Raw genomic sequence first — 24210 nt, 5'->3', positions numbered from 1 at the left:
TTTTCTCACCGTTGCCACCATTTCCACCAGCTTAGCCGCTGGGGTGGCCGGGGTTGGGGATAAAAATCCAACAACAGCACCAGACGCCGTTCGCTCCCCCGGTGCCAGACCTCATGCTCGGTTGTATCGTCAAAGACCAGACACTGCCCCTCCTGCCAGGCGCGCACCTGGTCCCCCACCCGAATCGTGCAACCGGCACAACCGGCCAAAGCCAGGTGACATCGCAAAACGCCATCCTCATGACCCCGGTGGGGAGCAATATGGGTGCCGGGTTGCAGGGCCGAAAAACCCGCAGTCACTAAACCGGGGATGTCCCGCACCAGGCGGGTGGTCTGGGGACACAGGCGCGTATTGCCGGCAATTTCCACCCCAAAAGCAAACAGGCCAAACACCTCCCACCCTTGGTCGTAGAGATGCTTTTCCGGCCAGGCCAAGAAGCGTTTTTGCTCCACCGCCAGGGCTTCATCACGAATCACCTGCCAGTGGGTTTCCAACACAGCCGTAAAGGGAAAATCTTCCTTGTTCTTGAACATGACCCCCTATCCCCGCAGCGCCCGCTCCAGTAGGATGGTGATGGTCCGAGCGAGGGCACGGAGGATACCGCCAGGCCCCCCCATCTGCCCCAGCAATTGCACCATGAATACCACCCATCGCCAAGCCTTGACCAGCTCCGTGACAATTCCTGTCCGGTGATCCTGCATAGAACTTTACCCATCCGACTCGGCAAGTTATTGTGCCCTAGCGACACCACCAGGAGCAAGCCGATCGGGCTAAAATGCTCTTGGAAACCCTAGCCGCTTGGCCCATGCGCCCCAAACCGCAGCGACCGTCCGGCTTTCCTTACCGGCGATGGTTGGCGGTGGTGGGATGGGCGTTTGCTCTGGCGGTGGTGGCTGTCGGCTGGTGGGTACGCGCCGGAATGAGGGCATGGTCACGCTGAAGCTCCCCTTCAACACGCTGGTACAAAAGGGGGTAATCGCCCTGGCGGGGCTGCTGTGGGTGGGGTTTTTGCTGTTTCATTTGGCGGGGAACTGGCTGCTGTTGGATACGCCGGGGAAATATAACCGTTTGGCGGCGACCCTGACGGGCTGGGGCTGGCTGTTCCATGCCGTCGAAATCCTGTTATTGGCGGCGCTGGTGGTGCATGGGGCTTTGGCAATGGCGATTGCTCGGTCGCAACGGCGTTTTCACCGTCCTCACCACCGCCGCTGGTTGGTCTCCTGGACATCCCGTTGGATGGTGGTGACGGGTCCTCTGGTGCTGGTGTTTTTGGCGGTGCATCTGCAAAATTTTCGCCTGCAGCCTAACCGGGATTTGGAGTTTTTGGTGAAACACCAGTTTCAATCGCCGGTCTGGCTAGGGTTTTATGAGCTGGCGCTCATTCCGTTGGGGTTGCATTTGGCCCACGGCATCGGCAGCAGTTTGCAATCGCTGGGGGTGGGTCATCCTCGGTGGACGCCCCATCTGCCGACCTGGAGCGCCGCCTTGAGCCTATTGCTGATGGCCGGTTATGCCCTGATTCCCTTGGCGCTCTATTTGCAATCCCGCTGATGTTTCCCCAGAGCATTCCTATCCCCAGCGACCCATTGCCCCAAAAGTGGGAGACCTTCAAAAGCTACTGTCGCCTGGTAAGTCCAGCCAACCGGGGCCAGTACACGGTTTTGGTGGTGGGGACGGGACTGGCGGGGGCTTCGGCGGCAGCAACCCTAGGGGAACTGGGCTATCGGGTGCTGGTGTTTTGCTTGCAGGATAGTCCCCGCCGCGCCCATAGCATTGCTGCCCAGGGGGGAATTAACGCCGCCAAAAACTACCAAAACGACGGGGACAGCGTCTGGCGTTTGTTTTACGAGACGCTCAAGGGGGGAGATTTTCGGGCGCGGGAGGCCAATGTCTATCGCCTGGCCCAAGTCAGCACCCAGATCATTGACCACTGTGTGGCCCAGGGGGTGCCATTTGCCCGGGAGTATGGGGGATTGCTGGCCAATCGTTCCTTTGGGGGTACCCAGGTGTCCCGCACCTTTTACGCCCGGGGACAAACGGGGCAGCAGTTGTTGCTGGCGGCCTACGGGGCCTTGTTGCGCCAGGTGCAGCGGGGAACGGTGACCCTGTTGCCGCGCCGGGAAATGCTGGATTTGGTGGTGATAGGGGGCCAGGCGCGGGGTATTTTGGTGCGCAATTTGCTGACGGGTGATTTGGAGCGCTACGCCGGGCATGCGGTGGTTCTGGCCACGGGGGGCTATGGCAACATTTATTACCTGTCCACCAATGCCAAAAGTGCCAATGCGTCCGCCCTCTGGCGCTGCCACAAACGGGGGGCTTTCTTGGCCAATCCCAGCTTTGTACAAATTCACCCAACCTGCATTCCCGCTGCTGGGGAGGGGCAATCCAAGCTGACGCTAATGAGCGAGAGCTTGCGCAACGACGGGCGGGTGTGGGTGCCGAAAATGCCCGGTGATCCCCGTCCGCCGCACCTGATTCCCCCGGAGGAACGGGACTACTTTTTGGAGCGGCTGTATCCCCGCTACGGGAATTTGGTCCCTCGGGACATTGGGGCGCGGGCGATTAAACGCCTGTGCGATGCCGGCTATGGGGTGGGGCAGGCGGTGTATTTGGATTTCCAGGACAAAGTAGCCCAGGACCGGGCAGACATCGAGCGCAAGTACGGCAATATCTTTGCCATGTACCAGCGGATTACGGGGGAAGACCCCTACCGGACCCCCATGCGCATCTACCCGGCGGTGCATTACGTCATGGGGGGGCTGTGGGTGGACTACGGCCTGATGAGCAACCTACCGGGGCTGTTTGTCCTGGGGGAGGCCAATTTTGCCGATCACGGGGCCAATCGGTTGGGGGCCAGCGCTTTGCTGCAGGGCTTGGCGGACGGCTATTTCATCCTGCCTTATACCCTGGGGCATTTTTTGGCGGGGAGGCCACCGGAACCGTTGCGCACCGACACCCCCGAGTTTGTCCAGGCGGAACAGCAGGTGCGGGAGCAGCTGACCACCTTGCTGGCCATCCAAGGACCCACGTCGGCCCGCACGTTTCACCGGGAGTTGGGGCTACTGTTGTGGGACCAGGTGGGCATGAGCCGCTCGGCCCAGGGGTTGAAAACGGCCTTGGCACAAATCCGGGATTTGCGTCAACGGTTTTGGCAGGAGGTGCGGGTGCCGGGGACCCTAGAGGGCTGGAACCAGGCGCTGGAGTACGCCGGACGGGTGGCAGATTACCTGGAGTTGGCGGAAGTGATGGTGTGGGATGCCCTGACGCGGGAGGAATCCTGCGGCGCCCATTTCCGGGAGGAGTACCAGACACCGGCAGGGGAACCGCTGCGGGATGATGAGCGCTTTAGCCATGTGGCGTTGTGGGAATGGCGACCAGATGGTCCACCGGTGCGCCATACCGAACCCCTAACGTTTACGGCGGTCCAACCCACCGTGCGGGACTATCGCTAGTTTTCTGATACAATCCCTGTGCTGGTATTGCCGGAGGGGGCATGACCCGTCGTTGCTATAGGATTGCTGTACTGCCGGGGGATGGCATCGGGCCGGAAATCATGGCCGTGACTTTGACGGTGCTGGAAAAGGTGGGGCAAAAGTTTGGCTTGGATTTTGTGTTCCAGGAGGCGCTGATCGGGGGTGCTGCCCTTGACCAAACGGGCCAACCTTTGCCGCCGGAGACCCTAGAGTTGTGCCGCACCAGCGATGGGGTGCTATTGGGGGCGGTGGGGGGACCCCAGTGGGATGAGTTGCCCAGCCATCTGCGCCCGGAACAGGCTCTGTTGGGGTTGCGCGCGGGATTGGGTCTTTTTGCCAACCTACGTCCGGCCAAGGTGTTTCCCGAACTGGTGGCGGCCTCGCCCCTGAAACCCGACATCGTCAGCGGTGTAGATATTCTGGTGGTGCGGGAACTCACCGGCGGGATTTATTTTGGCCAACCCAAGGGCATTTTCACCACCGAAACCGGGGAGCAACGGGCGGTCAACACCATGACCTATCGGGCCAGTGAAATTGACCGCATCGGACGGGTGGCGTTTCAGGCTGCCCAAAAGCGCCGCCAACAGCTCTGCTCGGTGGACAAAGCCAACGTCCTGGAGGTCTCCCAACTTTGGCGCCAGCGCATGAATGCCCTAGCCCAGGATTACCCCGACGTGACCTTAACCCACTTGTATGTGGACAACGCCGCCATGCAACTGATTCGCTGGCCCAAACAATTTGATGTGATCGTCACCAGCAACTTGTTTGGCGATATTCTGTCGGACGAGGCGGCCATGTTGACCGGCAGTATTGGCATGTTGCCGTCGGCCAGTTTGGGGGAGGGGGGGCCAGGGGTGTTTGAGCCGGTGCATGGCAGCGCCCCGGATATTGCCGGCAAAGATGTGGCCAATCCCCTGGCGCAAATCCTGAGTGCGGCCATGCTGTTGCGCTACGGACTCAACGAGCTGGAGGCGGCCGATGCCCTGGAGGCTGCGGTGTCCCAGGTGTTGCAACAGGGGTACCGCACCGGCGATATTTACACCGAGGGGACAAAGCGGGTAGGCTGCCGGGAAATGGGGGCGCAAGTAGCCGCGGCCTTGGCCTGATGGACCAGACTTTTACAAAAATTTAACCCCGGCTTAGCCTGGAATTGATACGGATGGCTAAACTGGAGGTACGCGCTGCAGGAGGTTGGCCCATGTCTCCAGACACCACGGAACCGCCGGTTTTACTGGAACCAGAGGCCCTCAAAGCTGCCCGCAGCGTCTATCGGGACTACCAGGCCCGCTATCGGCACAGGCCCCTGGTGGGCGTAGCGGTTAACTGCGACACCTACCACACCACCTTGATCTTCTCCCGCAAACCGGTGTTGCTCCCCTGTGAGTTCTTTGTGCCGGGTCAGTTGTTGCGGGGGGAAACGAGCTGATTATCACAGCGGGGCTGCGCTCGGGGACCCCTTAACCGGTTAACCTTGGTCGGCCTAGACCCCCAACTGGTTTGCTATTCGCCAGCAGCCGGTACTTGTCAAATTCAGCGCCGCACCACGCAACGCCTGGCGTCGGGAGCAGGAGGCCGAAGAACAGCGGTCCAGCCCTGGTGAGACGCTGAACTTTTGGAGACGGCAGACGCGCTGAAGTGCCAGGAGCCAGACTTGAACTGGCGACACGGGGATTTTCAGTCCCCTGCTCTACCGACTGAGCTATCCCGGCAGGCAATAAATCATTATAGCCTACCCAAAGCAGAAGAACTCCATTATCATGCAGAGTGTAGTTGTTGGCCTGGATCCATGGACCCCCGCACCCTCCGGCAGACGTTGCGCAACTCCGACCGCTACTATCGCATGGGCTTTGGGCGGGAAGCGGAAGTGGAACCCGTCCTCCAGAAGGAATACCAGAGTACCCTGATCCAGCGCATCCGCAGCCATAACAACGTCTTGACCCTGGGGAACGTGACCATTCGCCTGGCGGAGGCCTTTGGATTTTGCTGGGGGGTGGAACGGGCGATTGCCATGGCCTACGAAACCCGCCGCCAGTTTCCCGACGCCCACATCTGGATTACCAACGAAATCATCCACAACCCCTCGGTGAACGAAAACCTGCGCCAGATGCAGATCGAATTCGTGCCGGTGGGGCCTGACGGCAAAAAGGACTTCAGCGTTATCGAACGGGGGGCGGTGGTCATCCTGCCGGCCTTTGGGGCTAGCGTCCAGGAAATGGAACTGTTGTATGCGCGGGAGTGCATCATTGTGGATACCACCTGTCCCTGGGTCTCCAAGGTTTGGAACCGGGTGGGCAAGCACCGCAAAGGCGGCTATACTTCTATCATTCACGGCAAATATAAACATGAAGAAACCATCGCTACCAGCTCTCACGCCGAACGTTACCTGGTGGTGTTGAACCTGGAGGAGGCTCGCTATGTGGCCAACTACATTCTGCATGGGGGAGACAAGGAGGAATTTTTAGCCAAATTCCGCAGCGCCTGTTCGCCGGGCTTTGACCCCGATCGGCACCTGGAGCGGATCGGCATTGCCAACCAGACCACCATGCTCAAGGGGGAAACGGAAGCCATCGGCAAGCTCTTTGAACACACCATGTTACAGAAATACGGGCCGGTCAAATTGCACGAGCATTTTCTGAGTTTTAACACCATTTGCGATGCCACCCAGGAACGGCAAGACGCCATGTTTGAACTGGTGAAACACCCCCTGGATTTAATGGTGGTCATCGGTGGGTTTAACTCCTCCAACACCACCCACCTACAGGAGATTGCCGTCGAACATGGGATTCCCTCCTACCACATTGACAGCGCTGACCGGATCGGGCCGGGCAACCGGGTGCAGCACAAACCCCTAAGCCCTGATTTGCACCACCTGGCCATCGCCGAACCCTGGCTGCCGGAGGGGCCGATCACGGTAGGGGTCACGTCAGGGGCGTCAACGCCGGATAAGGTGGTGGCGGATGTGATCGAGAAAATCTTGGCCATCAAGGGGGTTACGGCCAGCCCTGTTGCTCCAGTTGCGCCTGTTTAGCCAGTACCTGTTGACTCAGGTTTTGCCGATAGGCCTGCACCCGCTGTAGGAGTTCGGGGTCGTGGCTGGCCAGGATCTGTACGGCGAGTAAACCGGCATTGGTGGCATTGCCGATGGCGACGGTGGCAACGGGAATCCCTTTGGGCATTTGCACGATAGAGTAGAGGGAGTCCAACCCCTGGAGATGAGCGGTGGGAATGGGCACGCCAATGACCGGTAAAGGGGTCAGGGAGGCCACCATGCCAGGCAAATGAGCTGCCCCACCGGCGCCCGCAATGATCACCCGCAGTCCCCGTTGGTGGGCCGATTCGGCGTAGCTGACCATGCGATGGGGGGTGCGATGGGCCGAGACAATGGCCAGTTCGTAGGGCACAGCGAATTCGGCGCACACCTGGGCCGCCTGCTGCATCACCGGCAAATCCGAATCACTGCCCATGATGATCCCAACTAAAGGCACTTGTGACCTCCACGCGGCGTCTCTATCATACTGGAGGATGGGGTCAGGCAAGGGACATGAAGCTGGGTTGGGGTCTAGCAGCGGTGGTGGGTGTGGCGGTGGTGGGGTTGACGGTTACGAATCCCCCTGAGCGGCAGTATCTGGAGTATGCCTACAGCACCCTGCGCCAGGAACTTTGCCCGCGCCTGCCGGAGTTGCTCAGGGAAACCCAGCAGACGGACGATTTTTTGAGGATGCTGGCGCCCTATCTCCAACAATCCTGTAGTGAACTGCTGCTGGCGCTGAAGGAACCCACCAAGGAATTTCTCCGGCGCAACACCAAGGTACAGAATTACCTGGTGTTCAGCATTTACACGACGGATTTGTTTGGTAACCGCTATCGCACCCTGGGGATTGCCCGCCAGTTGATCACCATCCCACCCCCATAGGCCGTTACAATGGCAGTAGATGCGTGGGAGTGCTTCCCTTGGTGTCACCGAGCTGGCAGTATCCGATCTTCGGCCCGGAGATTCCCTGTCCCCATTGCCGGCAGATGATTCCGGCCTTGACATTGACGGATACCTATCTGTGTCCCCGCCACGGGGCCTTTGAAGCCAACCCGGAGACGGGGGAGTTGGTGCATTTGCAGTCGGGACGCCGCTGGCGCCGTTGGCAACAACAGTGGTACCGCCAACACACGCACCCGGATGGGATTCGCTTTGAGATTCACGAGGCTCTGGACCAGCTCTACAGCCAGGGTTACCGAGCAACCAAGGTCACGATTGCCCAGCGCTATCAGGACTTGATGACGGGCTATCTGGAAAAAACCAGCCGCCCCGGTGAAGATGGCTGCCGCTATCGCCTGTACGGGTTGCCGGTGGCCTTTAGCCCCCACCCCAGCGAAGACCCCTGTTGGGAAGTGATTAATTTTGTCCTGGATAAGGAGCCGGGGACGCCGGTGCGCTATCCCTATCTGCGGTTGTTTGACTAAAATCCCATCGCCCGCGCCAGCGCCTCCCGCTGTGGGGGAATCCCCTGGGTGAACGGGTGACCCTGCAGGGCGTTGTCCGGGTCCTTGAGGCCGTTGCCCGTTAATACACAGACAATGGTAGCGTCCTCGGGAATTTGGTCCTGTAGATGAAATAAACCGGCGACGGCGGCGGCGCTGGCCGGTTCACAAAAGATGCCCTCCTCCCGGGCTAACAGGTGGTAAGCTTGCAAAATTTCTTGGTCGCTAACGGCGTAAAACCCTCCTTGGCTGGCGTCCCGTACGGCTAAGGCACTCTGCCAGTTGACGGGGTTGCCGATGCGAATGGCAGTGGCAATGGTTTCGGGATGGTCCACTGGCGCTCCTTGCACCAGGGGCGCTGACCCAGCGGCCTGAAACCCCAACATCCGGGGTAAATGATGACACTTGCCCCGTTGCAGGTATTGGCAAAAGCCCATCCAGTAGGCGGTGATGTTGCCGGCGTTGCCCACTGGAATACACAGCCAGTCCGGTGCCCGTCCTAGTTGGTCCACCACCTCAAAGGCCGCTGTTTTCTGCCCCTCCAGGCGATAGGGGTTGAGGGAATTCACCAGGGTAATAGGGTAGTGCTCCGCCAGCTCCCGCACCAGGGCTAAGGCCTGGTCAAAGTTGCCCTGAATCGCCAACACCTGCGCCCCGTACATCAACGCTTGGGCCAATTTCCCCAGGGCCACATAGCCATCGGGAATGAGGACAAAGGCTTTCATGCCGGCCCGGCGGGCATAGGCAGCGGCAGAGGCGGAGGTATTTCCCGTACTGGCGCAGATCACCGCTTCCGCCCCCTGCTCCTTGGCCTTGCTAATGGCTACCGTCATGCCCCGGTCTTTAAAACTGCCGGTGGGATTGAGACCGTCAAATTTCACCCAGACCTGCACGTTTTTTTTGCCCAGGTAACTGCTGATGCGGGGGACGGGAATCAAGGGGGTGTTGCCCTCATACAAGGTGACCACGGGCGTCCGGTCACTGACGGGTAAGTATTCCCCAAAATGGTGAATTACCCCTTGCCACATGGGTCAGCCGCCCCCAAAAACCTCCACATCGGCAAACACGGCTACCGGCGACCCATGCCCTACCCGAATTGCCTGGTTGGGTTCCCCTTTGCCGCAGTAGGGCGAGCCGTACATTTCCCAGGTCTCTGGGCCGCCTACTCGCACCAAATTCCGCCAGAAATCCAACGTTACACCGCGGTAGTTGGGGTTTTTCAGGGTTTTGGTGAACTGACCGTTTTCGATCAGCCGGGCGTATTCGCACCCAAACTGAAACTTGCGCCGGTAGTCGTCAATGGACCAGGAACGGTTGGATTCCATATAAATCCCCTGCTCGATGTCACTGATGACGGCTTGCAGGTCGCCGCTGCCGGGTTCTAGGTTGAGATTGGCCATGCGGTCAATGGGGGGACGGTTCCAGGAACAAGCGCGTCCACAGGCCACACCGGAAACCCCTGAACGCCCTTGGCTTTCGCGACTGCCTAACCCCCGCAGGAGTTTGCCTTCTTTAATCAGATACTCCCGCTGGGCCGGTTCCCCGGTGTCGTCATAGGCATAGGTGGCAAATTCCCCCGGCACGGTGGGGTCAAAAGTGATGTTCATCAAAGGCGACCCGTACTGCAACTGGCCAAAGTCCGCCAACCGCACAAAGCTCCAGCCGGCATAGTTGCGCTCGTCCCCCAAAATCCGGTCCAGCTCCAAGGGATGGCCCACGCTCTCGTGGATTTGCAACAGCATCTGGTCGGGGGCCAACACCAGGTGGGTGCGCAGGGTGGGACAGTTTTCGGCCTCCACCAGTTCTACCGCCTGCCGGCCGATGCGCTCTACCCGCGCCCACAGGTCATCAGTGAGTAGCCATTCCAGCCCCCCTTGGTAACACCGCGCCAGGGTGCCGTGGTCCGTGCGGGTTTGGGTTTCCGTGCCCCGCTGGGCCGTCGCCGCAAAATGATTGGCCGTGTAGTAGAAGTGCTGATACACTTCCGCCCCGTTGCTGGTTACCCACCAGGTTTCCGTTTCCGTCAGGGAGAGGGCCGCCCGGCTACAGATAATGGCCTCGCTGACTTTGAGCGTGTGACACACCTTAACCAGAAGTTCTGCTAGGTCACTGGGCTGGAGTTCCCACCAGGGCTGGCGTAGCGGGCTACTGTAACGACCCGTCACCGCTGGCGGTGTGGGGAAGGCATGGGTGCGGGGGAGCTGTGGGTTGGCGGCGTAGGCATAGGCGCATTGGGCAGCCCGTTGCAGGCCACTGGGAGTGATATCATTCGTAGCGCTGTAGTAGTGCCGACCCTGGACACTCACCTCCACCATTGCGCCCCAGGTGTCCGTGCGCCCCTGGTGTTCCGGGTGACCATCACGGTAGTGGTAGTGGGTGGCTTTTTCCCGCACCAGCCGCAGCCCAACCCAGTCCGCTGGCACGTCGATTGCTTGCAGGAGGGTTTTCGGGTTCATGGCCTTGACCTCATCTGTCTTAATCTAGCGCAGGCTTGGCTACAATTCAGTAGGAGTTTGGGTAGGGAACCGATGGAACGGACGTTTATTGCTATTAAACCGGACGGGGTGCAGCGGGGCCTGGTGGGGGAAATCATCCGCCGCTTTGAGGCCAAAGGCTTTACGCTGGTGGGGTTGAAAATGCTGTGGGTTTCCCGGGAGCTGGCGGAAAAACATTACGACGTGCACCGGGAGCGCCCTTTTTTTCCGTCCCTGGTGGAATTCATTACCTCCGGGCCGGTGGTGGCCATGGTCTGGGAAGGGGAGGGGGTGGTGGCCGCTGCCCGTAAAATTATTGGAGCGACGAACCCCCTGAATGCCGAACCGGGAACGATTCGCGGCGATTTTGGCATCAGTATCGGGCGGAACCTCATCCACGGCTCAGACGCCATTGAAACGGCCCAACGGGAAATTGCCCTGTGGTTTGCCCCGGATGAACTGGTTTCCTGGCAACCGGCGACCCGACCCTGGTTGGTAGAATCGTAAAAACCTGATTTGCGGTTGCTATGACGGCGGAGCCACCCACCCCTGTTTTGACGCCGGAGCGCGACCCTCTGGATGAAACGCCTGATGATGTGGAAATGTCGCTGTTTGACCACTTGGAGGAGTTGCGACAGCGGCTATGGTGGGCCATTGGTTCCTTTGCCGTGGCCACGGTACTGTGTTTTATCGGCGTCAAACCCATCGTACAGTTTTTAGAGGCACCGGCGGGGGAAGTGAAATTCTTGCAGATGGCGCCGGGAGAGTTTTTTTTCGTTTCCCTGAAGGTGGCGGCCTACAGCGGCTTGATCCTCAGTAGCCCCCTGATTCTGTACCAGATCATTGCCTTTGTACTGCCGGGGTTGACGCGGCGGGAGCGGCGGTTGCTGGGGCCGGTGGTGCTGGGGTCGAGTGTGCTGTTTGTGGCCGGGATGGCCTTTGCCTATGGGGTGTTGATTCCGGCGGCCCTGCGGTTTTTCCTAAACTACGGGGCGGAGGTCGTTGAACCCCTGTGGTCCATCGAGCGCTATTTCGAGTTCGTGTTGCTCCTGCTGTTGGGCACGGGGCTGGCGTTTCAAATTCCGGTGGTGCAGTTTGTCCTGAGCGCCCTAGGACTGGTGTCCCCCCGGCAGATGCTCTCAGGCTGGCGCTATGTGGTGCTGATTGCAGTGGTGGTGGCGGCCATTTTGACGCCCTCAACTGACCCCCTGACCCAAATCCTACTGGCGGGTGCCATGGCGGGTTTGTATCTGGGGGGGATTGGACTGGCGGTGTGGTTTTTGCCTAAGCGCTGATGCCTTATGATGGAACAACATACGTTTGCGTGAGGCAGTGATGCGACCGGCCCGTCGTTTGCAGCAGATTCCCCCTTATTTGTTTGCCGAAATTGACCGCAAGCGGGACGCTCTGGTGGCCCAGGGGGTGGATGTGATCAATATGGGCATTGGGGACCCGGACCAGCCCACCCCGGACCATGTGGTCCAGGCGATGCACCGGGCGATTGATGACCCCAGCACCCACAATTACCCCCCCTACCAGGGCACAAAGGAATACCGGCAAGCGGCGGCGGCTTGGATGCAACGGCGGTTTGGGGTAACTCTGGACCCGGACCGGGAGGTGGTGTCATCTATTGGCTCAAAAGAAGCGATCCACAACACGTTTTTGGCTTTTGTGGACCCTGGCGATGTGGCGTTAATTCCGGATCCGGCCTATCCGGTCTATCGCACCTCGACGCTGTTTGCCGGTGGGGAACCCTACACCATGCCTCTTAAGCCCGAACGGGGGTTTTTGCCGGATTTTACGGCGATTCCCACGGAGGTGGCGCGGCGGGCCAAGTTGCTCTGGCTGAATTACCCCAACAATCCTACGGGGGCGATTGCCGACCTGGACTTTTTTGCGGAGGCGGTGGCCTTCTGCCGGGAGTTTGATATTCTGCTGTGCCATGACCACGCCTATTCGGAAATGGCCTACGATGGCTACAAGCCCCCCAGCGCGCTGCAGGTACCGGGCGCGAAGGAAATCACCATTGAGTTTCACAGCCTTTCCAAGTCCTACAACATGACCGGCTGGCGGGTGGGCTTTGTCTGCGGCGCGGCGGAGGGGGTAAAGGCCCTGGGGCAGGTGAAGACCAATGTGGATTCGGGGGTGTTCAAGGCCATCCAACGGGCCGCTATGGCCGCTTTCCAGACTACGGAAGCGCAGTTACAGGCCCTGATGCAGGTCTACCAGCGGCGACGGGATTTAATTGTGGCGGGGTTGCAGTCCCTGGGCTGGCCCATTACTGCCCCGAAAGCCACCTTGTATGTGTGGGCACCGGTGCCGGCGGGCTATACCTCCACCGAATTCGCCACTTTGTTGTTGGAAAAGTGCGGGATCATTGTGCCGCCGGGGAATGGCTATGGCGCTGCCGGCGAAGGCTTTTTCCGCATTGCCCTCACGGTGCCGGAACAACGGATGCAATTGGCCATCGAACGGATGCGGCAGGCGGGTATTCGTTACCGTTGACCCTGAGTTGAACGGAGCTGGCAAAGGCATTGCATCCTTGCTCTAGTCAGCGGATATCTGCCGGTGGGTCCTTCGGAGTAGGGAGACCAGTCACCCCCTGCGGCTGAGCTGTAAACTGGAGAAAGTACCGAGCGGGGTTCCCATGCGAGCCTTAGTTGCAGGAGCGACGGGGCAGACGGGTCGGCGGATTGTCCAGGAGCTGATTCGGCGGGGGGTTACCGTGCGGGCAGGGGTACGGGATTGGGAGCGGGCGCGGCAAATCCTGCCCCAGGATGTTGAACTGGTGACCCTGAATGTTACCGAACCAGCCACCTTACCGGCAGCGGTGGCCAACTGTGATGTGGTGCTATGTGCGACAGGGGCACGACCGTCCTGGAAGGTCACCGAACCCTGGGCGGTGGACTGCTGCGGCACGCAAAACCTGGTGGATGTAGCCAAGTTGCACCGGGTACAGCATTTTGTACTGGTGTCGTCCCTGTGTGTTTCCCAGCTTTTCCACCCCCTCAACCTGTTTTGGTTTATTTTGTACTGGAAAAAGCAGGCGGAATTGTATTTGCAAAACAGCGGCTTGACCTATACGATTGTGCGACCGGGGGGATTATTGAATGAGAATGTCCCAGGGGGGTTGGTGATTCAGGGGCCGGATACGTTATTCGAGGGGCGGATTCCCCGACAACGGGTAGCCCAGGTCTGTGTCGAGGCCCTGTCTCAACCGGCGGCCCGCAATGGCATTTTTGAAATCATTACCCGCCCGGATCAGCCGGAATTGCCCCCGGAGATGTGGTTTTCACAGGTTGCCGTTGCGCGCCACCAGTAGGAAAATCACCGCCGGCCCGGCCAGAATTACCAGCGCCACGACCAGTAGCTGTACCAAGGTTTCCCAGTTCTCCAGCAGCGCAGACATAAGCTCCCTCCCAGACAAACACCCAGTCATTTTAGGAGAAGTGGGTTACAGCCAGTTCAATCGCTACAAAATGTTATAAAACGGCGTGTGAGGTGGCACCGTGATGCGGCGGTGGTGGCGTTGGCTGCTATGGGCAATTCTGGTTATGGTCTGCTTGGCCACGACGCAAGCCTGGGGATGGTGGCGACGACCGGCGGAAACAATTGTGATTAGCCAGTTGTCTCCCTTACCGGCAGGGCCTGGCTTGTGTCCCGAGGGTTTATCCGCAGCCCAATCCTGGCCTAAGTATCAACCCCGGGAAGAAACAGTCTTTGTCCACCCCAGCAACTACGGCTTACGGCACCAGGTGGATGTGTGGGGGCAACCGATTGACTATGCGCCGCTGATTGTCCTGCATGAAACTGCCGGCCCTGCCGATGCCGCAATTAGTTTGTTTCAAAAAGACCATACAGGTCGGGATGAGCTGCAAGTCAGCTACCACGTAATCATCCGGCGCGACGGAACGGTGGTGTATCTGGTCCCTCCCCATCTGCGGGCATTTGGCGCGGCACCTTCGTCCTTTCGGGGGGAAGCGGTCAAAACCAACCCCAAAGGCGTGTTTTCCGTCAACAACTTTGCCTATCACATTTCCCTGGAATCGCCGGTGGATGGTTACTATCGCCCGCCGCAACCCGCCGGGGAGACAACCGCAACGCCGGTATCCAAACCTGTGCCTACACCCCCACCTCCAGCCAATCCCACGGTTCACAGCGGTTACACCGACGCTCAGTATCGGTCGCTGGCCTGGCTCATTGCCAAAACCTGTGTGCCCTGGGAACGCATCACCACCCATAAAGCGGTGGACACCTCCGGCACGCGCATAGACCCCCGCAGTTTCGATTGGCAAAAGTTCCGCCGCTACCTCAACCAATACCCCCGGCGCCGGGAAATTTTCTTTGGCTTTCACGACCAATAGCAGACCCGCTGGGTAAAGTAGGAGCGAAGCCATACCTTGGGTATGCGCCTAAGTCATTCTTTGCCGTCTGTAGCGATACCATGCCGGCAGCGAGGGGTACTAGCTTAGGTTGCTTGGTGGCCCATAGTGAGAAGCTGACCCACAAGGCTAATCGCTTCATCAGGCGTTTGGGCGATGCGTACCGCCGGCGACAGGTGTTGGAAAAAGGTTTGAGCCACCAGGGGCATCTCTAGCAGGACCACAGGTTTACCGTATTTGATGGCCAGGGCAATTTCGGATGTAGTACCAGCCCCCCAGCCGCAGCCCACCACCACATGACTGGCTAACACATTGACCACATTGCGGGCCTGCCCCAGACCAGTGGGAATCACAAGGTCCAGTTCAGGGATGGCAGCGGTGTCGGTTGCCTCCGGCAGGATACCAATGGTGAGTCCTCCAGCCTGCCGCGCCCCTAAGGTAGCCGCCCGCATGACCCCCACATTCCGACCACCGGTGAGCAACACCCAACCGGCTCGGGCGATTTTTTCCCCCAGGGCCATAGCCACCACACACACCTCGGGACTGGCTGCTTCCCCGGGCCCCATGACACCAATGACCACCCTACGGCTCAATTTCCCGCTTCATCCGCTCCAGGGCCTGTTCCATCTGGTCAAACATCTGCTGGGGGGTCAGGCCAAAGCGTTCCAAAAACGTCTCTAACTGCTTGTAGGTTAGCTTGGCCATAAAGTCGTCCGACAACTCCACCCGCTTCATAAAAATGCGGTAGCGCTCCAGCAGCCCCTCCATCTGCTCGATATACAAACGTTTCCCTTCCCGGTCGAACTTGCCGTAGTTACTGCCCAGTTGCAAGAGGTTCTGATAGTCCTGGAAAATTTGCCGGGCTTCCGCTTGCACAATCTCCGAATCAAAAAAGCTCATACCCTAGAACCCTTGTCAACACCCTCTTCTTTCACCTTAACCCCTGCCAGTAGCCACCTGGAGTGGGGAAATCCGGCCCCCTCACCCTTTGTAACGTTTTTTGACCAGACTCATGGACAAATCCCCGAAAATTTCTGTATCATTAGATACAGAAAGCCAAGGAGTTTACCCAGAGGGTCTGGGTGAGCGGCGACCACACCGACGACGTCAGAAGGAGGGACAGGAACCATGGATACGCAACAACGGGCACGGTTACTGATGGTGCAGCGCACGGCCCAGATTCGCAATCGGCAACAAAGCCTGCTGGGTCGGACGGCGGCGGAAGCCGGGGTACATCAACTGCCTGGTTACTTCGGCCACATTCAAGGGAAGGTACAGCCCACGTTTCGGATTGATTACGACCATGGTCCGAGTGCGCTGAGCTAGGTTAAGTATCGGTTTAGCCAGAGGGGGTAGTCAGTTGAGCTGCCCCTATTTTGTTTTTCCCGAAGACAGCATAGTTGTGCACCCAGATTGTCCCTGGGCAGGGGAACGAAACGAGGGCTAGATTGAGCGATTCCATAATACGCTTAAATAAATTGGTCGCTTGGTGAGGAGAAATCTATCAGTACTTATGAATCATTGCTTGCATGGCACTGCCTTTTTCTTGACTGGAAGACTCCCTTCACCCTACCATAATCATCATCTGGGGGAGCGGTTTATGTTGATCTGCTAGGTTCGGGCTAGGACCGTGGGCAAGTTAAGGTGGTGAAGGGGTAGGCCATGATATCATTCTTCTTGGGCTTCCTAGCGGGGATTATTGTTGGTGCAGGGACAACCTATCTGCTATTGCGAAAGAAGGAGATACAAAACATTATTAACAGTTATGAGCGGAGAATTCAGTCTCTGGAACAGCAGCATAAAAACGACATCAAAAGTTATGAAGACCAAATTCGTTCCATGCAACGGGAGTATCAAGAAAAAATAAAGCAGGCAAAAACTAAAAGCCTAGCCACTAGCCGTTCCGTAATTAAGGGCCATCTTGCCGAACAATTTGCCCCGTTTCTGCCCGGTTTTCCCTACCTGCCATCCGATGCTCGTTTCCTGGGTAACCCGGTGGACTATATTGTGTTCAACGGCTACACAGCAGTCAAGGATGGACAGGATGATGGGGCAAATTTAGAAATCATTTTCGTTGACATTAAAACCGGTCGTGCTGACCTCTCAGAACATCAGCAGAAAATTGCTCAAGCAGTACAGCAGGGGCGGGTCAGATTTGAGGTCATTCGGCCGGCTGGATAGGCTTAAGTGGTCAATCTAGGCTGAACATAGAAAGGCATGGTACCTGTGGGCGCTGGCGCAGCCATATCTCCCGGCAAAAATGACCGGGCGGTTACGGCTACCAGGGCCATGCCAAAGGCCAGAATCAGCAACAGGGGCATTACCCAGCGGTTAAACCACTCCATAAGCCTAAAGATTCCTTACGCCATCTGGCTATCCATCTTAACCTGGACAGGAACCTGGTCCACATTGGTAGCCATTGACCTGGAAGCGGCATCAACCCCTCACCTGAAGCGATGTGGTATATGTAAGAACAGTTTCCCCCCTGCGACATGGCCTCAGCCCGAGGGTATGTGTTGCGTTTTTCTAGTCCATCGGCAACAGCTCTGGTGGCGGGATTGCAGGACTGGCAGGCGCGGGGACTGTGGGATGGGGCGACCTTGACCCTGACGATTACTCAACAAAAAACGGGAACGACGGATTTCACGCTGAATATCACCACTGCCGCTCAGATTCCCCAGTTGATCCAAGGGATACAGACCTGGGCACAGTTAGGTTTAATCATTGCACCCATTCAAGGTAAGGTGGTGCTTTCCCGGCTAACGGAACCGTTGCTGGCGGGCTTGGACCGGTGGGTGGAACTGGGGTTGTTGTCCCCTCAACCAGTCGCCCTGTTTTGCCAGGAGTATCTCAGCCAACCCCTCAAAAAAACGGCGCCGGTGCTATCCCCGCTGGGTGCTCGACCGCTGTCGGTAGGGACGGCCTATCTGTGGTGGACGCTGGGTTGGGTGGGTTTATGTGGCCTGCACCGGCTGTATCTGGGCCAAGGGGTCTGGGGATGGCTGTGGTTGTTCACGTTTGGTTTGTGTGGCGTTGGGCAGTTGGTGGATGGGTTGCTGATTCCCTACTTGACAACAAGAGCCAATCAGCAGCGGGGTGTGGTGCCTATACCGGCTGAACCGGAAACAGGGACAACCCAACCACCTGTGTTGGTGCAATCCTTGCAGGCGGAGTTGAGCATTCTCTGGCTGGGGTTGGTTGGGGTGTTTTTGGTGGTGGTGTCGTCAGCGGTACTGGCCCTTAGCGCCTGGGATGCCCTGGGTCGGGTTGGGCAATACGGACTGTTGTGGCTCTATACCCTGGCGTTTGGTGGGCTGGCGGGTTGGTTGCGGCAAAGCCAGCGGGTGCCCCTGACGGCGGGATTACTCCAAGGATTGACGGTGCTGCTGATTCCCCTGAATTTCTGGGCGATGGCGGCGCTAGGGGTGGAGCAGGAATCCTGGTTGCTGGTCAGCGGCGCCGGGGTGACGTTGAGTGGGGTGGGGCTGTGGCTCCTGGGGCGTGATGGACTGGCGGGGGTGGCCTTGGCCTGGCTGCACCTGGGCTGGCAACAACCGGTGCTGATTTACGGGGCGGTGTATTTGGGTGGGGCCTTGGCGACGGGGGTGCTCCTGGGGCAACGGCGTTGGCAATGGCCCCAACTGGCGGTGGCGGGGGGGGTGGGCTTCCTGCTGGTGCGGGCGGTCTGGACGCTGGGCTGGTCGGCCCGGGAGTTGGCCCTGGCGGTGGGGGTAAGTGGCGGGTTGCTGGTGCTGCTGGGGCCGGCTTGGGTGGGATGGCCGTTGGTGGTGGCTGGTTGGCTATGGGCGAGTGCGGGCTGGACCTGGGCCTGGTCGGCAGCCGGTATGGTGCTGGTGCTGGGGGGATTAGTCTATCGCTGGGTACGACAAACCCGGAAACGGCTGGGGGTTTGGGGATTGGGATTGTTGCAACTGCAAGCCTGGTGGCTGCTGTGGACGGGGATACCGGCAACCGGGCGTGAGGCCCTGCTGACTCTGGCCCAACGGGTGGGGGGGTCCCTGGGGATGCCGACGGTGTTGCTGAATGTGCTGTGGTTGCCGGCGGTGGGGGTGACCTTAGCCGTGAGCCGCTGGTGGGAGCGCCGGGGGGATGGGGATTTAGCCCGGGATGGTCGCTGGTTTGCTCTGGCGCTGGGGACGGGCTTATGCCTAGGTAGCCTGGCCAATCCCACCTGGTGGGGGTTGGTCTGGGGGGGGTGCGCGCTGTATGGGGGGTTGTGGGTTTTCTCGGGGCTGGGCGCGGGGCTGCTGTGTGGGTGGCCGGGGGGGTCGGGGGGGGGGGGGGTGGGGGGGGGGGGGGTGCGCGCTGTATGGGTGGCTGTGGGGACGGGGGCAATCACGAATATCTCTGGGTTGGGTTTACCTAGAGCAAGGGCTGGTCTGGAGTACGCTGCTGTTTGCCGTTGACCGCATCGCTCCCGACCTGCCGAGAGAAATCTGGGCGCTGCTTCTCTTCACGGCGGCGGCGGGGGAATGGTGTTGGTGCTGTACGGCGCATCCCTGGCGGATGACTGGCTGGCCGGTGGGCCTGGTGCTGGCCGTCTTAGGTTATGGGCAGTGGCTGGTCGCTGGGGAGAATGCCTGGTCCTTGAGTGGGTTGTTGCCCCCCTTGGCGTTGAGTCTTTTGGCCTGGCAACCCCTGTGTCCGTTACCGCGCTGGTGGGTGGGGCTGGCGACGGTCAAGGCGGCGTTGGTGGTGTTGTTGATACCGGAGGCCTGGCGGACGTTGGCGCTGGGGGGAGCGGTGGTCGTAGGGGCAGTAGGCACGGGGCGCTGGCCCAATGGATTAACGGGGTGGGTGGCCCTGTCCCTGGGGGGGTGGCTCTGGCTGCGGTTCATGCCGGATGGACTAGGTGTCACTACGACGGTTCTGGAAACGGCTTTTTTACTCCTGGTGTGGGCGACTTACCACTACTTGGCCCGGCGCAGCCCCCTCTATGCCTGGATAGCCCATGATTGGGCGGTGGGGATCAGTGGGGGGTTGGTGTTGATGGCGGCCTATCGGGTTGCTCCAGCCTATACAGTGAGTGTTTTGCCGGCAGAAATAACGGTCAAGCACATCTTGGCAAGCCTGGGGGTGGTGCTTCTGGGGCTGGTCTACCGGTTGGGGCAAGGGGTGCAGGGCTGGTTGGGTTGGCTACTGGTTTTTGGGCTGGAGGTGGCTCTGGGCGCCGGGGCTGTCCTGACGGGAGAGGACCGCTGGCTAGTATTGGCGTTGGGCAATACGGTGTTGGGGCTGGGGGCGCTGGCGTTGCTCCGGCGGTATTTGCAGGTGCGTTGGGTGATGGCTATTCCCCTGTTCTACGCCACGCTGGGGCTGATAGTCGGGCTGGGGGTGCCGCTGATGGAGATGACGGGCTGGACGGCGGTGGGCTTTGGCCTGGTGGTGTTGACGGTGCAGCGCTGGCGGTCCCTAGAAACCTGGTTGGCCTATGGCGGCTGGGGAGCTATTTCCCTGGGCTTGTACCAATTCCTGATCTATCAGCTCCAACAACAACGGCTGCCGACGGGGGATGGCTGGACGACCCTGGCGGGGTTGGCGGTGCTGTTGAGTTTTGTTTATGTCGGTTTAGGGCGCTGGGGGCAGCATATCATTCCTTCCCCCGTAGCTCGCGGCTTGGGGCATGGTCACTGGGGTCTGGCGGTGTTGCTGGCGACCCTGCGCTTCGGCTTTGCCACTAGTCGGAACGGGGTGCTGGGCCATGGGGTGGTCCTGCTCCTGTGCAGCGGCTACGCCCTGGGGTATGGGCGGCGCCAGGGAGTTTGGGTGTGGGCTGGGATGGCGACCTGGTTGGCGGCGGTCGGGGATGTGCTCATGGTGGTCTTGCCGGAGACGACGTTGGCGGCTTGGGCTGGAGTCATCGGCAGTGGACTGGGTTGGTTTCTGGTCTGGGCGCCCTGGGACCGCTGGGGATGGCCGGAAAACGCCCCCTGGCGAGCGGTGGGGTTAACGGTGCCGGGGGGAACGATACTCCTGCTGGCCGGGGTGGCGGGTGGCGCCTGGGTAACATGGCCCAATCTTTTGGTCACCGCCGCGTTTTACGCCTGGGCAGCCCGGGATAACCTGCGCTGGAGCTATGTCAGTTTATTACTGCTGGACTGGGGGCTGTGGAAATTTCTGCGGGAGCAAAATTGGTCGTCGTTTCTGGCCTATGGGTTGATCGGGGGGCTGTCGCTGCTGTATATAGCGCAGGTGGACCACTACTGGCAGCAAACCCACACCCGCCAGCAACGGCATTGGTTGCGCTGTTGGGCGACGGGATTAGTAGGGGCAACGGCCATTTGGGAAACTCAGGGGGCCTGGGGGCCGGGCTTGTTGGTGATGGCCCTGGGGTTAGGGCTGGTGGGATGGGGGCTGGGGCGGCGGGTGCGGGCCTACTGGTGGGTGGGAACGTTGATTTTTCTGGGGCAAATGCTGGTGCAGGTGGTGGTTCTGGTGACGACCTACAGCTTTTTTCTCTGGGCGCTGGGGCTGGCAACAGGAGTCCTGTTTCTGTGGATTGCAGCCACCTTTGAGACCCGGCGGGTGCAGGTGCTGACCTGGTGGCAAATTCTGCAAACCTGGATGCAGACGGATTGGGCGGGTTGGGAGTAAATGGGGCGGTTGTTGTTTCTCAGCAATGGACACGGGGAAGACCTGAACGCCAGCTTGATTGCGGCGGCCTGTCGTCGGTTGGGGGGCGTGGAGGTGTGGGCACTGCCCTTGGTGGGAACGGGACAGGCTTACCGGCGGCTGGATATTCCCATCATTGGACCGACCCGGGCGCTGCCGTCGGGGGGTATGGTGTACATGAATCCTTGGCTGCTGGTGCGGGATGTCCTGGCGGGATTGCCCCACTTGACCTGGCAACAGTGGCAAACGGTGCGGCGGGTGGCTCCTAGTTGTGATCTCATCATGGCGGTGGGAGATGGGGTGCCCTTGACCTTGGCGCGGTTATCGGGGCGGCCCTACGCGGCGTTTATCGTTTCCACCTCCAGTTACTACGAAGGCGTGTTGAAGCTCCCGGCCCTGACCTGGTGGGGATTGCAGTCGCCCCGGTGTCTTCAGGTGTTCACCCGCGATGCCCTCACCGCCCAGCATCTCCAGCAGCGGGGTATGAGCAAGGCCCGGTTTGCTGGCTATCCCATCCTGGACGGGCTGGAACCCAGTGGCCAACCCCTGAACCCCCACCCCGTCGTTGCCCTCCTACCGGGGAGTCGTTTCCCGGAGGCCGCCGAAAACCTCCGGTTGCTCCTGCGCTTTTGTTATAGCCTGTTTGCTCTGCGCCCCCAGGTCCACATCTGGGCAGCCCTAGTACCCGGATTCACAAAGCCACTCCTTGATGAACTGGCCCACCAGGCAGGCTGGGGACACCAGGACGGTCAACTCCGAAGCGATAGGGGCACGGTTTACTACAGCCAGTCGCGGTTTGCCGACATTGTCAGCGCCAGTCGGGTGGTTGTGGGCATGGCCGGCACCGCCATTGAGCAGGCTGTAGGGCTGGGCAAACCTGTCATTCAGATTCCGGGGCGCGGTCCCCAATTCACCTATCGCTTTGCCGAAGCCCAAATGCGCCTGCTGGGGTGCTCGGTGCAGACGGTGGGGCGGGGGCCGGCGGGTAACCGGGAACTCCAGCAAGCTGCCCAATGGGTGGATCGGATTCTCGACGACGAAACCTATCACCAGCGTTGCCGGGAAAACGGTAGTGAGCGGGTGGCCAGGGGTGAGGGCGCGGCTGGCATTGCCCAGGTGCTGCTCTGGCTTTTAGCGTCGCCGGTCGCTGCCCAGCAGTAACAGCACGTAGTACAGCAGGTTAGCAATCGCTTGAATCGCCGCCGCCACGTAAGTCAAAGCTGCTGCATCCAGAACAGCATTCACCCCCACCATTTCCTGGGGCGCCAAAATCCCTTCGGCCACCAACAACTTCTTAGCGCGCTGGCTGGCGTCAAACTCCACCGGCAGGGTCACCAGGGCAAACACCGCCGAGGCGGCAAAGACCAGCACCCCGATCCAGGCCAGTATCCGCAGGGCGCTAAAGAAAAACCCCACCATAAACAGAATCGGCCCCAACCAACTGCCAAAGGCCACCACCGGCACAATCGCCGACCGAAATTGCAAGGGGGCATAGCCCTCGGCGTGTTGCAAGGCATGACCCGCTTCGTGGGCCGCCACCCCAACCGCTGCCACCGTGGGCGCGTCATACACCGCCGGACTCAGGCACAACTCCCGGGTCAGGGGATTGTAGTGGTCCGTGAGAAACCCTTGCGCCCGTTCCACCCGCACCTCTTTCAGTCCGTAGCGGTCCAGCAACAAACGCGCCGCCTGGGCACCGGTCAAGCGAGTGGCCACCTGGGAGTAGCGTTGAAAGGCCGACTGCACCCGCATTTGCGCCCACAATCCCAGTACCAGCGCTGGCAACGCCAAGAGAAAATACAACGGGTCCCAGTAGAACATATGCTTTTTGCCCTGTACTGCCCTATTTCTATGGTAGGTCAGGGGAACGGTCGGGACAGGGCGGATAGCCGTCCAAAGCCAAGGCAGACTTGTGCCCATTGACCAGGCCGCTGCCATTCGAATCTTCCATCCGGCAACCGAACCCAACGTGATCCCCAGGGGCACGTACAAGGCCAGTCCGCCGGTGCCACCCCAGGATTTACCCACCGTCGGGGTGCGCTCCTTAGAAATTGGAGGGCGCCTGCCCCTGGTCGCTCACCATCTTTCGCCGGGTCATTGAGGACCTCGACCAAGACCGTCTTTCCCCGTGTCCATCAACTTTTTGTGTTTACCTGGGCAATGGCCATGAACACCCTGCGCCACCGGGAAGCCCTACTGCTAATCCCTCTAAAATTGATACCTTTGACCCTGGAGCCAGATCGCGCGCACCAGAGCACGACCGCCTGCATCCACCTTGACCTCCACCAGCAGTTGCTCTCTTTGGCTGGCCTCAGCAATCTGGGCATTCATGCGGTCCCTTTGGTTTTCGGGGATGTATATTTCCTCAATTCCATAGTCAATCCTGCCGTTTTTGAGACGGCCCTTGAGTACAACTTCCTGGGGAGCTAAATCCTGGGGCAAAGTGGCACTTACCCGTACCGGTTGCCAGGGCAAGGATCGTTCTTGCTGTACAGGAGCGCTAAAAACAACGTAAACTGTTTCACCGGCTGTAAGATTCTTTCCGCCAGGGAGAGATTCCAGGTAACGGCGTTGCCCAAATTCATAGCCCAGAATCTGGGAATAACCCCGCAACGGGTCGTAGGGATCAACAGGTATAGCCCGCAAATAAACCGTCCGACCACTGGTGATAACCGCGTAGTAGGGAGCGACCAAAGACAAAGGGATAGCCACTTGAACCAGTAAGGGCAATAGCAAGCGCCAATAGGGCAATTTCATGGATTTTCCCCCCTAGCT

The 24210-nt window shown here is 59.6% G+C and carries 28 protein-coding genes and 1 tRNA gene; 17 read left to right on the top strand and 12 right to left on the bottom strand.

Going from position 1 to position 24210, the window contains the following annotated elements:
- Positions 1-5: 5 nt before the first annotated feature.
- Both Q6L55_03535 and Q6L55_03530 read right to left on the bottom strand, forming a co-directional pair.
- On the bottom strand, positions 6-533 hold the full coding sequence (locus tag Q6L55_03535; protein ID MEN9257787.1) for an aspartyl/asparaginyl beta-hydroxylase domain-containing protein: 528 nt from the start codon (positions 531-533) through the stop codon (positions 6-8).
- A 6-nt stretch (positions 534-539) separates the two neighbouring features.
- The gene (locus tag Q6L55_03530; protein ID MEN9257786.1) at positions 540-701 is read right to left on the bottom strand and encodes a hypothetical protein; all 162 of its coding nucleotides are present in this window, start codon (positions 699-701) and stop codon (positions 540-542) included.
- Positions 702-867: 166 nt separating this feature from the next.
- Between Q6L55_03530 and Q6L55_03525 the strand changes: the two genes are divergently transcribed.
- From Q6L55_03525 to Q6L55_03510, 4 genes are all read left to right on the top strand, one after another.
- A complete protein-coding gene (locus tag Q6L55_03525) occupies positions 868-1551 on the top strand; it encodes a hypothetical protein (protein ID MEN9257785.1) in 684 nt (227 codons plus the stop codon).
- Positions 1551-3452: a fumarate reductase/succinate dehydrogenase flavoprotein subunit gene (locus Q6L55_03520; protein ID MEN9257784.1), complete on the top strand. Its 1902-nt coding sequence runs from the start codon at positions 1551-1553 to the stop codon at positions 3450-3452. The genes Q6L55_03525 and Q6L55_03520 overlap by 1 nt, the downstream gene beginning before the upstream one ends.
- Positions 3453-3493: 41 nt before the next feature.
- Positions 3494-4579, top strand: coding sequence for a 3-isopropylmalate dehydrogenase (leuB, locus tag Q6L55_03515; GenBank protein MEN9257783.1), 1086 nt, complete (start codon positions 3494-3496; stop codon positions 4577-4579).
- A gap of 92 nt (positions 4580-4671) precedes the next feature.
- Entirely contained in the window at positions 4672-4899 is a 228-nt protein-coding gene (locus Q6L55_03510) for a hypothetical protein (protein ID MEN9257782.1), read from the top strand.
- Between the two features lie 210 nt (positions 4900-5109).
- Here Q6L55_03510 and Q6L55_03505 read toward each other — a convergent pair.
- A tRNA-Phe gene (locus tag Q6L55_03505) sits at positions 5110-5182 on the bottom strand.
- Positions 5183-5259: 77 nt separating this feature from the next.
- On the opposite strand from Q6L55_03505, the gene Q6L55_03500 reads away from it, so the two are divergent.
- Positions 5260-6501 (top strand): 4-hydroxy-3-methylbut-2-enyl diphosphate reductase, encoded by a 1242-nt coding sequence (locus Q6L55_03500; GenBank protein ID MEN9257781.1) that lies wholly within the window; start codon positions 5260-5262, stop codon positions 6499-6501.
- Here the strand turns inward: Q6L55_03500 and purE are convergent.
- Positions 6464-6937, bottom strand: coding sequence for a 5-(carboxyamino)imidazole ribonucleotide mutase (gene purE / locus Q6L55_03495; GenBank protein ID MEN9257780.1), 474 nt, complete (start codon positions 6935-6937; stop codon positions 6464-6466). The two genes, Q6L55_03500 and purE, sit on opposite strands and share 38 nt — an antisense overlap.
- Positions 6938-7014: 77 nt before the next feature.
- Here purE and Q6L55_03490 point away from each other — a divergent pair, with 77 nt between their 5' ends.
- Positions 7015-7386, top strand: coding sequence for a DUF4359 domain-containing protein (locus tag Q6L55_03490; protein MEN9257779.1), 372 nt, complete (start codon positions 7015-7017; stop codon positions 7384-7386).
- Between the two features lie 41 nt (positions 7387-7427).
- Positions 7428-7928 (top strand): TIGR02652 family protein, encoded by a 501-nt coding sequence (locus tag Q6L55_03485; protein MEN9257778.1) that lies wholly within the window; start codon positions 7428-7430, stop codon positions 7926-7928.
- Here the strand turns inward: Q6L55_03485 and thrC are convergent.
- Together thrC and Q6L55_03475 are read right to left on the bottom strand one after the other, a co-directional pair.
- A complete protein-coding gene (gene thrC / locus Q6L55_03480; GenBank protein MEN9257777.1) occupies positions 7925-8974 on the bottom strand; it encodes a threonine synthase in 1050 nt (349 codons plus the stop codon). The genes Q6L55_03485 and thrC overlap by 4 nt on opposite strands.
- Before the next feature lie 3 nt (positions 8975-8977).
- Complete coding sequence (locus Q6L55_03475; protein ID MEN9257776.1) at positions 8978-10402, bottom strand: TldD/PmbA family protein; 1425 nt, start codon at positions 10400-10402, stop codon at positions 8978-8980.
- Positions 10403-10474: 72 nt separating this feature from the next.
- Between Q6L55_03475 and ndk the strand changes: the two genes are divergently transcribed.
- From ndk to Q6L55_03455, 4 genes are all read left to right on the top strand, one after another.
- Positions 10475-10927, top strand: coding sequence for a nucleoside-diphosphate kinase (gene ndk, locus Q6L55_03470; protein ID MEN9257775.1), 453 nt, complete (start codon positions 10475-10477; stop codon positions 10925-10927).
- 20 nt (positions 10928-10947) lie between these two features.
- Positions 10948-11715 (top strand): twin-arginine translocase subunit TatC, encoded by a 768-nt coding sequence (gene tatC, locus Q6L55_03465; protein ID MEN9257774.1) that lies wholly within the window; start codon positions 10948-10950, stop codon positions 11713-11715.
- Positions 11716-11755: 40 nt separating this feature from the next.
- Positions 11756-12925: a pyridoxal phosphate-dependent aminotransferase gene (locus Q6L55_03460; protein MEN9257773.1), complete on the top strand. Its 1170-nt coding sequence runs from the start codon at positions 11756-11758 to the stop codon at positions 12923-12925.
- 142 nt (positions 12926-13067) lie between these two features.
- Complete coding sequence (locus Q6L55_03455) at positions 13068-13742, top strand: SDR family oxidoreductase (protein ID MEN9257772.1); 675 nt, start codon at positions 13068-13070, stop codon at positions 13740-13742.
- Here Q6L55_03455 and Q6L55_03450 read toward each other — a convergent pair.
- On the bottom strand, positions 13713-13829 hold the full coding sequence (locus Q6L55_03450; GenBank protein ID MEN9257771.1) for a photosystem II reaction center protein Ycf12: 117 nt from the start codon (positions 13827-13829) through the stop codon (positions 13713-13715). The two genes, Q6L55_03455 and Q6L55_03450, sit on opposite strands and share 30 nt — an antisense overlap.
- Positions 13830-13932: 103 nt before the next feature.
- On the opposite strand from Q6L55_03450, the gene Q6L55_03445 reads away from it, so the two are divergent.
- Positions 13933-14784 (top strand): peptidoglycan recognition family protein, encoded by an 852-nt coding sequence (locus Q6L55_03445; GenBank protein ID MEN9257770.1) that lies wholly within the window; start codon positions 13933-13935, stop codon positions 14782-14784.
- Between the two features lie 104 nt (positions 14785-14888).
- Here the strand turns inward: Q6L55_03445 and Q6L55_03440 are convergent, their stop codons facing one another.
- Together Q6L55_03440 and Q6L55_03435 are read right to left on the bottom strand one after the other, a co-directional pair.
- A complete protein-coding gene (locus Q6L55_03440) occupies positions 14889-15383 on the bottom strand; it encodes a hypothetical protein (GenBank protein ID MEN9257769.1) in 495 nt (164 codons plus the stop codon).
- A gap of 1 nt (position 15384) precedes the next feature.
- Complete coding sequence (locus Q6L55_03435) at positions 15385-15702, bottom strand: DUF1825 family protein (protein ID MEN9257768.1); 318 nt, start codon at positions 15700-15702, stop codon at positions 15385-15387.
- A 228-nt stretch (positions 15703-15930) separates the two neighbouring features.
- On the opposite strand from Q6L55_03435, the gene Q6L55_03430 reads away from it, so the two are divergent.
- On the top strand, positions 15931-16128 hold the full coding sequence (locus tag Q6L55_03430) for a hypothetical protein (protein MEN9257767.1): 198 nt from the start codon (positions 15931-15933) through the stop codon (positions 16126-16128).
- A 351-nt stretch (positions 16129-16479) separates the two neighbouring features.
- Positions 16480-16983, top strand: a complete 504-nt coding sequence (locus Q6L55_03425) for a Holliday junction resolvase-like protein (protein ID MEN9257766.1) — start codon at positions 16480-16482, stop codon at positions 16981-16983.
- 2 nt (positions 16984-16985) lie between these two features.
- On the opposite strand, the gene Q6L55_03420 is transcribed toward Q6L55_03425, so the two are convergent.
- A complete protein-coding gene (locus tag Q6L55_03420; protein ID MEN9257765.1) occupies positions 16986-17147 on the bottom strand; it encodes a hypothetical protein in 162 nt (53 codons plus the stop codon).
- Between the two features lie 147 nt (positions 17148-17294).
- Between Q6L55_03420 and Q6L55_03415 the strand changes: the two genes are divergently transcribed.
- The 3 genes from Q6L55_03415 to Q6L55_03405 all read left to right on the top strand — a co-directional run bounded on the left by Q6L55_03415 (position 17295) and on the right by Q6L55_03405 (position 22596).
- Positions 17295-19229, top strand: a complete 1935-nt coding sequence (locus tag Q6L55_03415) for a TM2 domain-containing protein (protein ID MEN9257764.1) — start codon at positions 17295-17297, stop codon at positions 19227-19229.
- Positions 19230-19329: 100 nt separating this feature from the next.
- Entirely contained in the window at positions 19330-21417 is a 2088-nt protein-coding gene (locus Q6L55_03410) for a hypothetical protein (GenBank protein MEN9257763.1), read from the top strand.
- Positions 21418-22596: a lipid-A-disaccharide synthase-related protein gene (locus tag Q6L55_03405; protein MEN9257762.1), complete on the top strand. Its 1179-nt coding sequence runs from the start codon at positions 21418-21420 to the stop codon at positions 22594-22596.
- Here Q6L55_03405 and Q6L55_03400 read toward each other — a convergent pair.
- Together Q6L55_03400 and Q6L55_03395 are read right to left on the bottom strand one after the other, a co-directional pair.
- A complete protein-coding gene (locus tag Q6L55_03400; GenBank protein ID MEN9257761.1) occupies positions 22567-23256 on the bottom strand; it encodes a zinc metallopeptidase in 690 nt (229 codons plus the stop codon). The genes Q6L55_03405 and Q6L55_03400 overlap by 30 nt on opposite strands.
- Before the next feature lie 387 nt (positions 23257-23643).
- The gene (locus Q6L55_03395; GenBank protein ID MEN9257760.1) at positions 23644-24192 is read right to left on the bottom strand and encodes a GDYXXLXY domain-containing protein; all 549 of its coding nucleotides are present in this window, start codon (positions 24190-24192) and stop codon (positions 23644-23646) included.
- Positions 24193-24210 lie beyond the last annotated feature (18 nt).

Origin of the sequence: Gloeomargarita sp. SRBZ-1_bins_9 (genome assembly GCA_039794565.1) — a bacterium.
Lineage (GTDB): Bacteria > Cyanobacteriota > Cyanobacteriia > Gloeomargaritales > Gloeomargaritaceae > Gloeomargarita.
Note: the sequence above shows the minus strand (reverse complement) of the source record. Positions and strands in the feature narration are given on the sequence as shown.

Coding starts and splice junctions, on each gene's coding strand:
- Q6L55_03535 (MEN9257787.1), bottom strand. CDS start 533: ATGTTCAAGAACAAGGAAGATTTTCCCTTTACGGCTGTGTTGGAAACC.
- Q6L55_03530 (MEN9257786.1), bottom strand. CDS start 701: ATGCAGGATCACCGGACAGGAATTGTCACGGAGCTGGTCAAGGCTTGG.
- Q6L55_03525 (MEN9257785.1), top strand. CDS start 868: ATGGGCGTTTGCTCTGGCGGTGGTGGCTGTCGGCTGGTGGGTACGCGC.
- Q6L55_03520 (MEN9257784.1), top strand. CDS start 1,551: ATGTTTCCCCAGAGCATTCCTATCCCCAGCGACCCATTGCCCCAAAAG.
- leuB (MEN9257783.1), top strand. CDS start 3,494: ATGACCCGTCGTTGCTATAGGATTGCTGTACTGCCGGGGGATGGCATC.
- Q6L55_03510 (MEN9257782.1), top strand. CDS start 4,672: ATGTCTCCAGACACCACGGAACCGCCGGTTTTACTGGAACCAGAGGCC.
- Q6L55_03500 (MEN9257781.1), top strand. CDS start 5,260: ATGGACCCCCGCACCCTCCGGCAGACGTTGCGCAACTCCGACCGCTAC.
- purE (MEN9257780.1), bottom strand. CDS start 6,937: ATGGGCAGTGATTCGGATTTGCCGGTGATGCAGCAGGCGGCCCAGGTG.
- Q6L55_03490 (MEN9257779.1), top strand. CDS start 7,015: ATGAAGCTGGGTTGGGGTCTAGCAGCGGTGGTGGGTGTGGCGGTGGTG.
- thrC (MEN9257777.1), bottom strand. CDS start 8,974: ATGTGGCAAGGGGTAATTCACCATTTTGGGGAATACTTACCCGTCAGT.
- Q6L55_03475 (MEN9257776.1), bottom strand. CDS start 10,402: ATGAACCCGAAAACCCTCCTGCAAGCAATCGACGTGCCAGCGGACTGG.
- ndk (MEN9257775.1), top strand. CDS start 10,475: ATGGAACGGACGTTTATTGCTATTAAACCGGACGGGGTGCAGCGGGGC.
- tatC (MEN9257774.1), top strand. CDS start 10,948: ATGACGGCGGAGCCACCCACCCCTGTTTTGACGCCGGAGCGCGACCCT.
- Q6L55_03460 (MEN9257773.1), top strand. CDS start 11,756: ATGCGACCGGCCCGTCGTTTGCAGCAGATTCCCCCTTATTTGTTTGCC.
- Q6L55_03455 (MEN9257772.1), top strand. CDS start 13,068: ATGCGAGCCTTAGTTGCAGGAGCGACGGGGCAGACGGGTCGGCGGATT.
- Q6L55_03450 (MEN9257771.1), bottom strand. CDS start 13,829: ATGTCTGCGCTGCTGGAGAACTGGGAAACCTTGGTACAGCTACTGGTC.
- Q6L55_03445 (MEN9257770.1), top strand. CDS start 13,933: ATGCGGCGGTGGTGGCGTTGGCTGCTATGGGCAATTCTGGTTATGGTC.
- Q6L55_03435 (MEN9257768.1), bottom strand. CDS start 15,702: ATGAGCTTTTTTGATTCGGAGATTGTGCAAGCGGAAGCCCGGCAAATT.
- Q6L55_03430 (MEN9257767.1), top strand. CDS start 15,931: ATGGATACGCAACAACGGGCACGGTTACTGATGGTGCAGCGCACGGCC.
- Q6L55_03420 (MEN9257765.1), bottom strand. CDS start 17,147: ATGGAGTGGTTTAACCGCTGGGTAATGCCCCTGTTGCTGATTCTGGCC.
- Q6L55_03415 (MEN9257764.1), top strand. CDS start 17,295: ATGGCCTCAGCCCGAGGGTATGTGTTGCGTTTTTCTAGTCCATCGGCA.
- Q6L55_03410 (MEN9257763.1), top strand. CDS start 19,330: ATGACTGGCTGGCCGGTGGGCCTGGTGCTGGCCGTCTTAGGTTATGGG.
- Q6L55_03405 (MEN9257762.1), top strand. CDS start 21,418: ATGGGGCGGTTGTTGTTTCTCAGCAATGGACACGGGGAAGACCTGAAC.
- Q6L55_03400 (MEN9257761.1), bottom strand. CDS start 23,256: ATGTTCTACTGGGACCCGTTGTATTTTCTCTTGGCGTTGCCAGCGCTG.
- Q6L55_03395 (MEN9257760.1), bottom strand. CDS start 24,192: ATGAAATTGCCCTATTGGCGCTTGCTATTGCCCTTACTGGTTCAAGTG.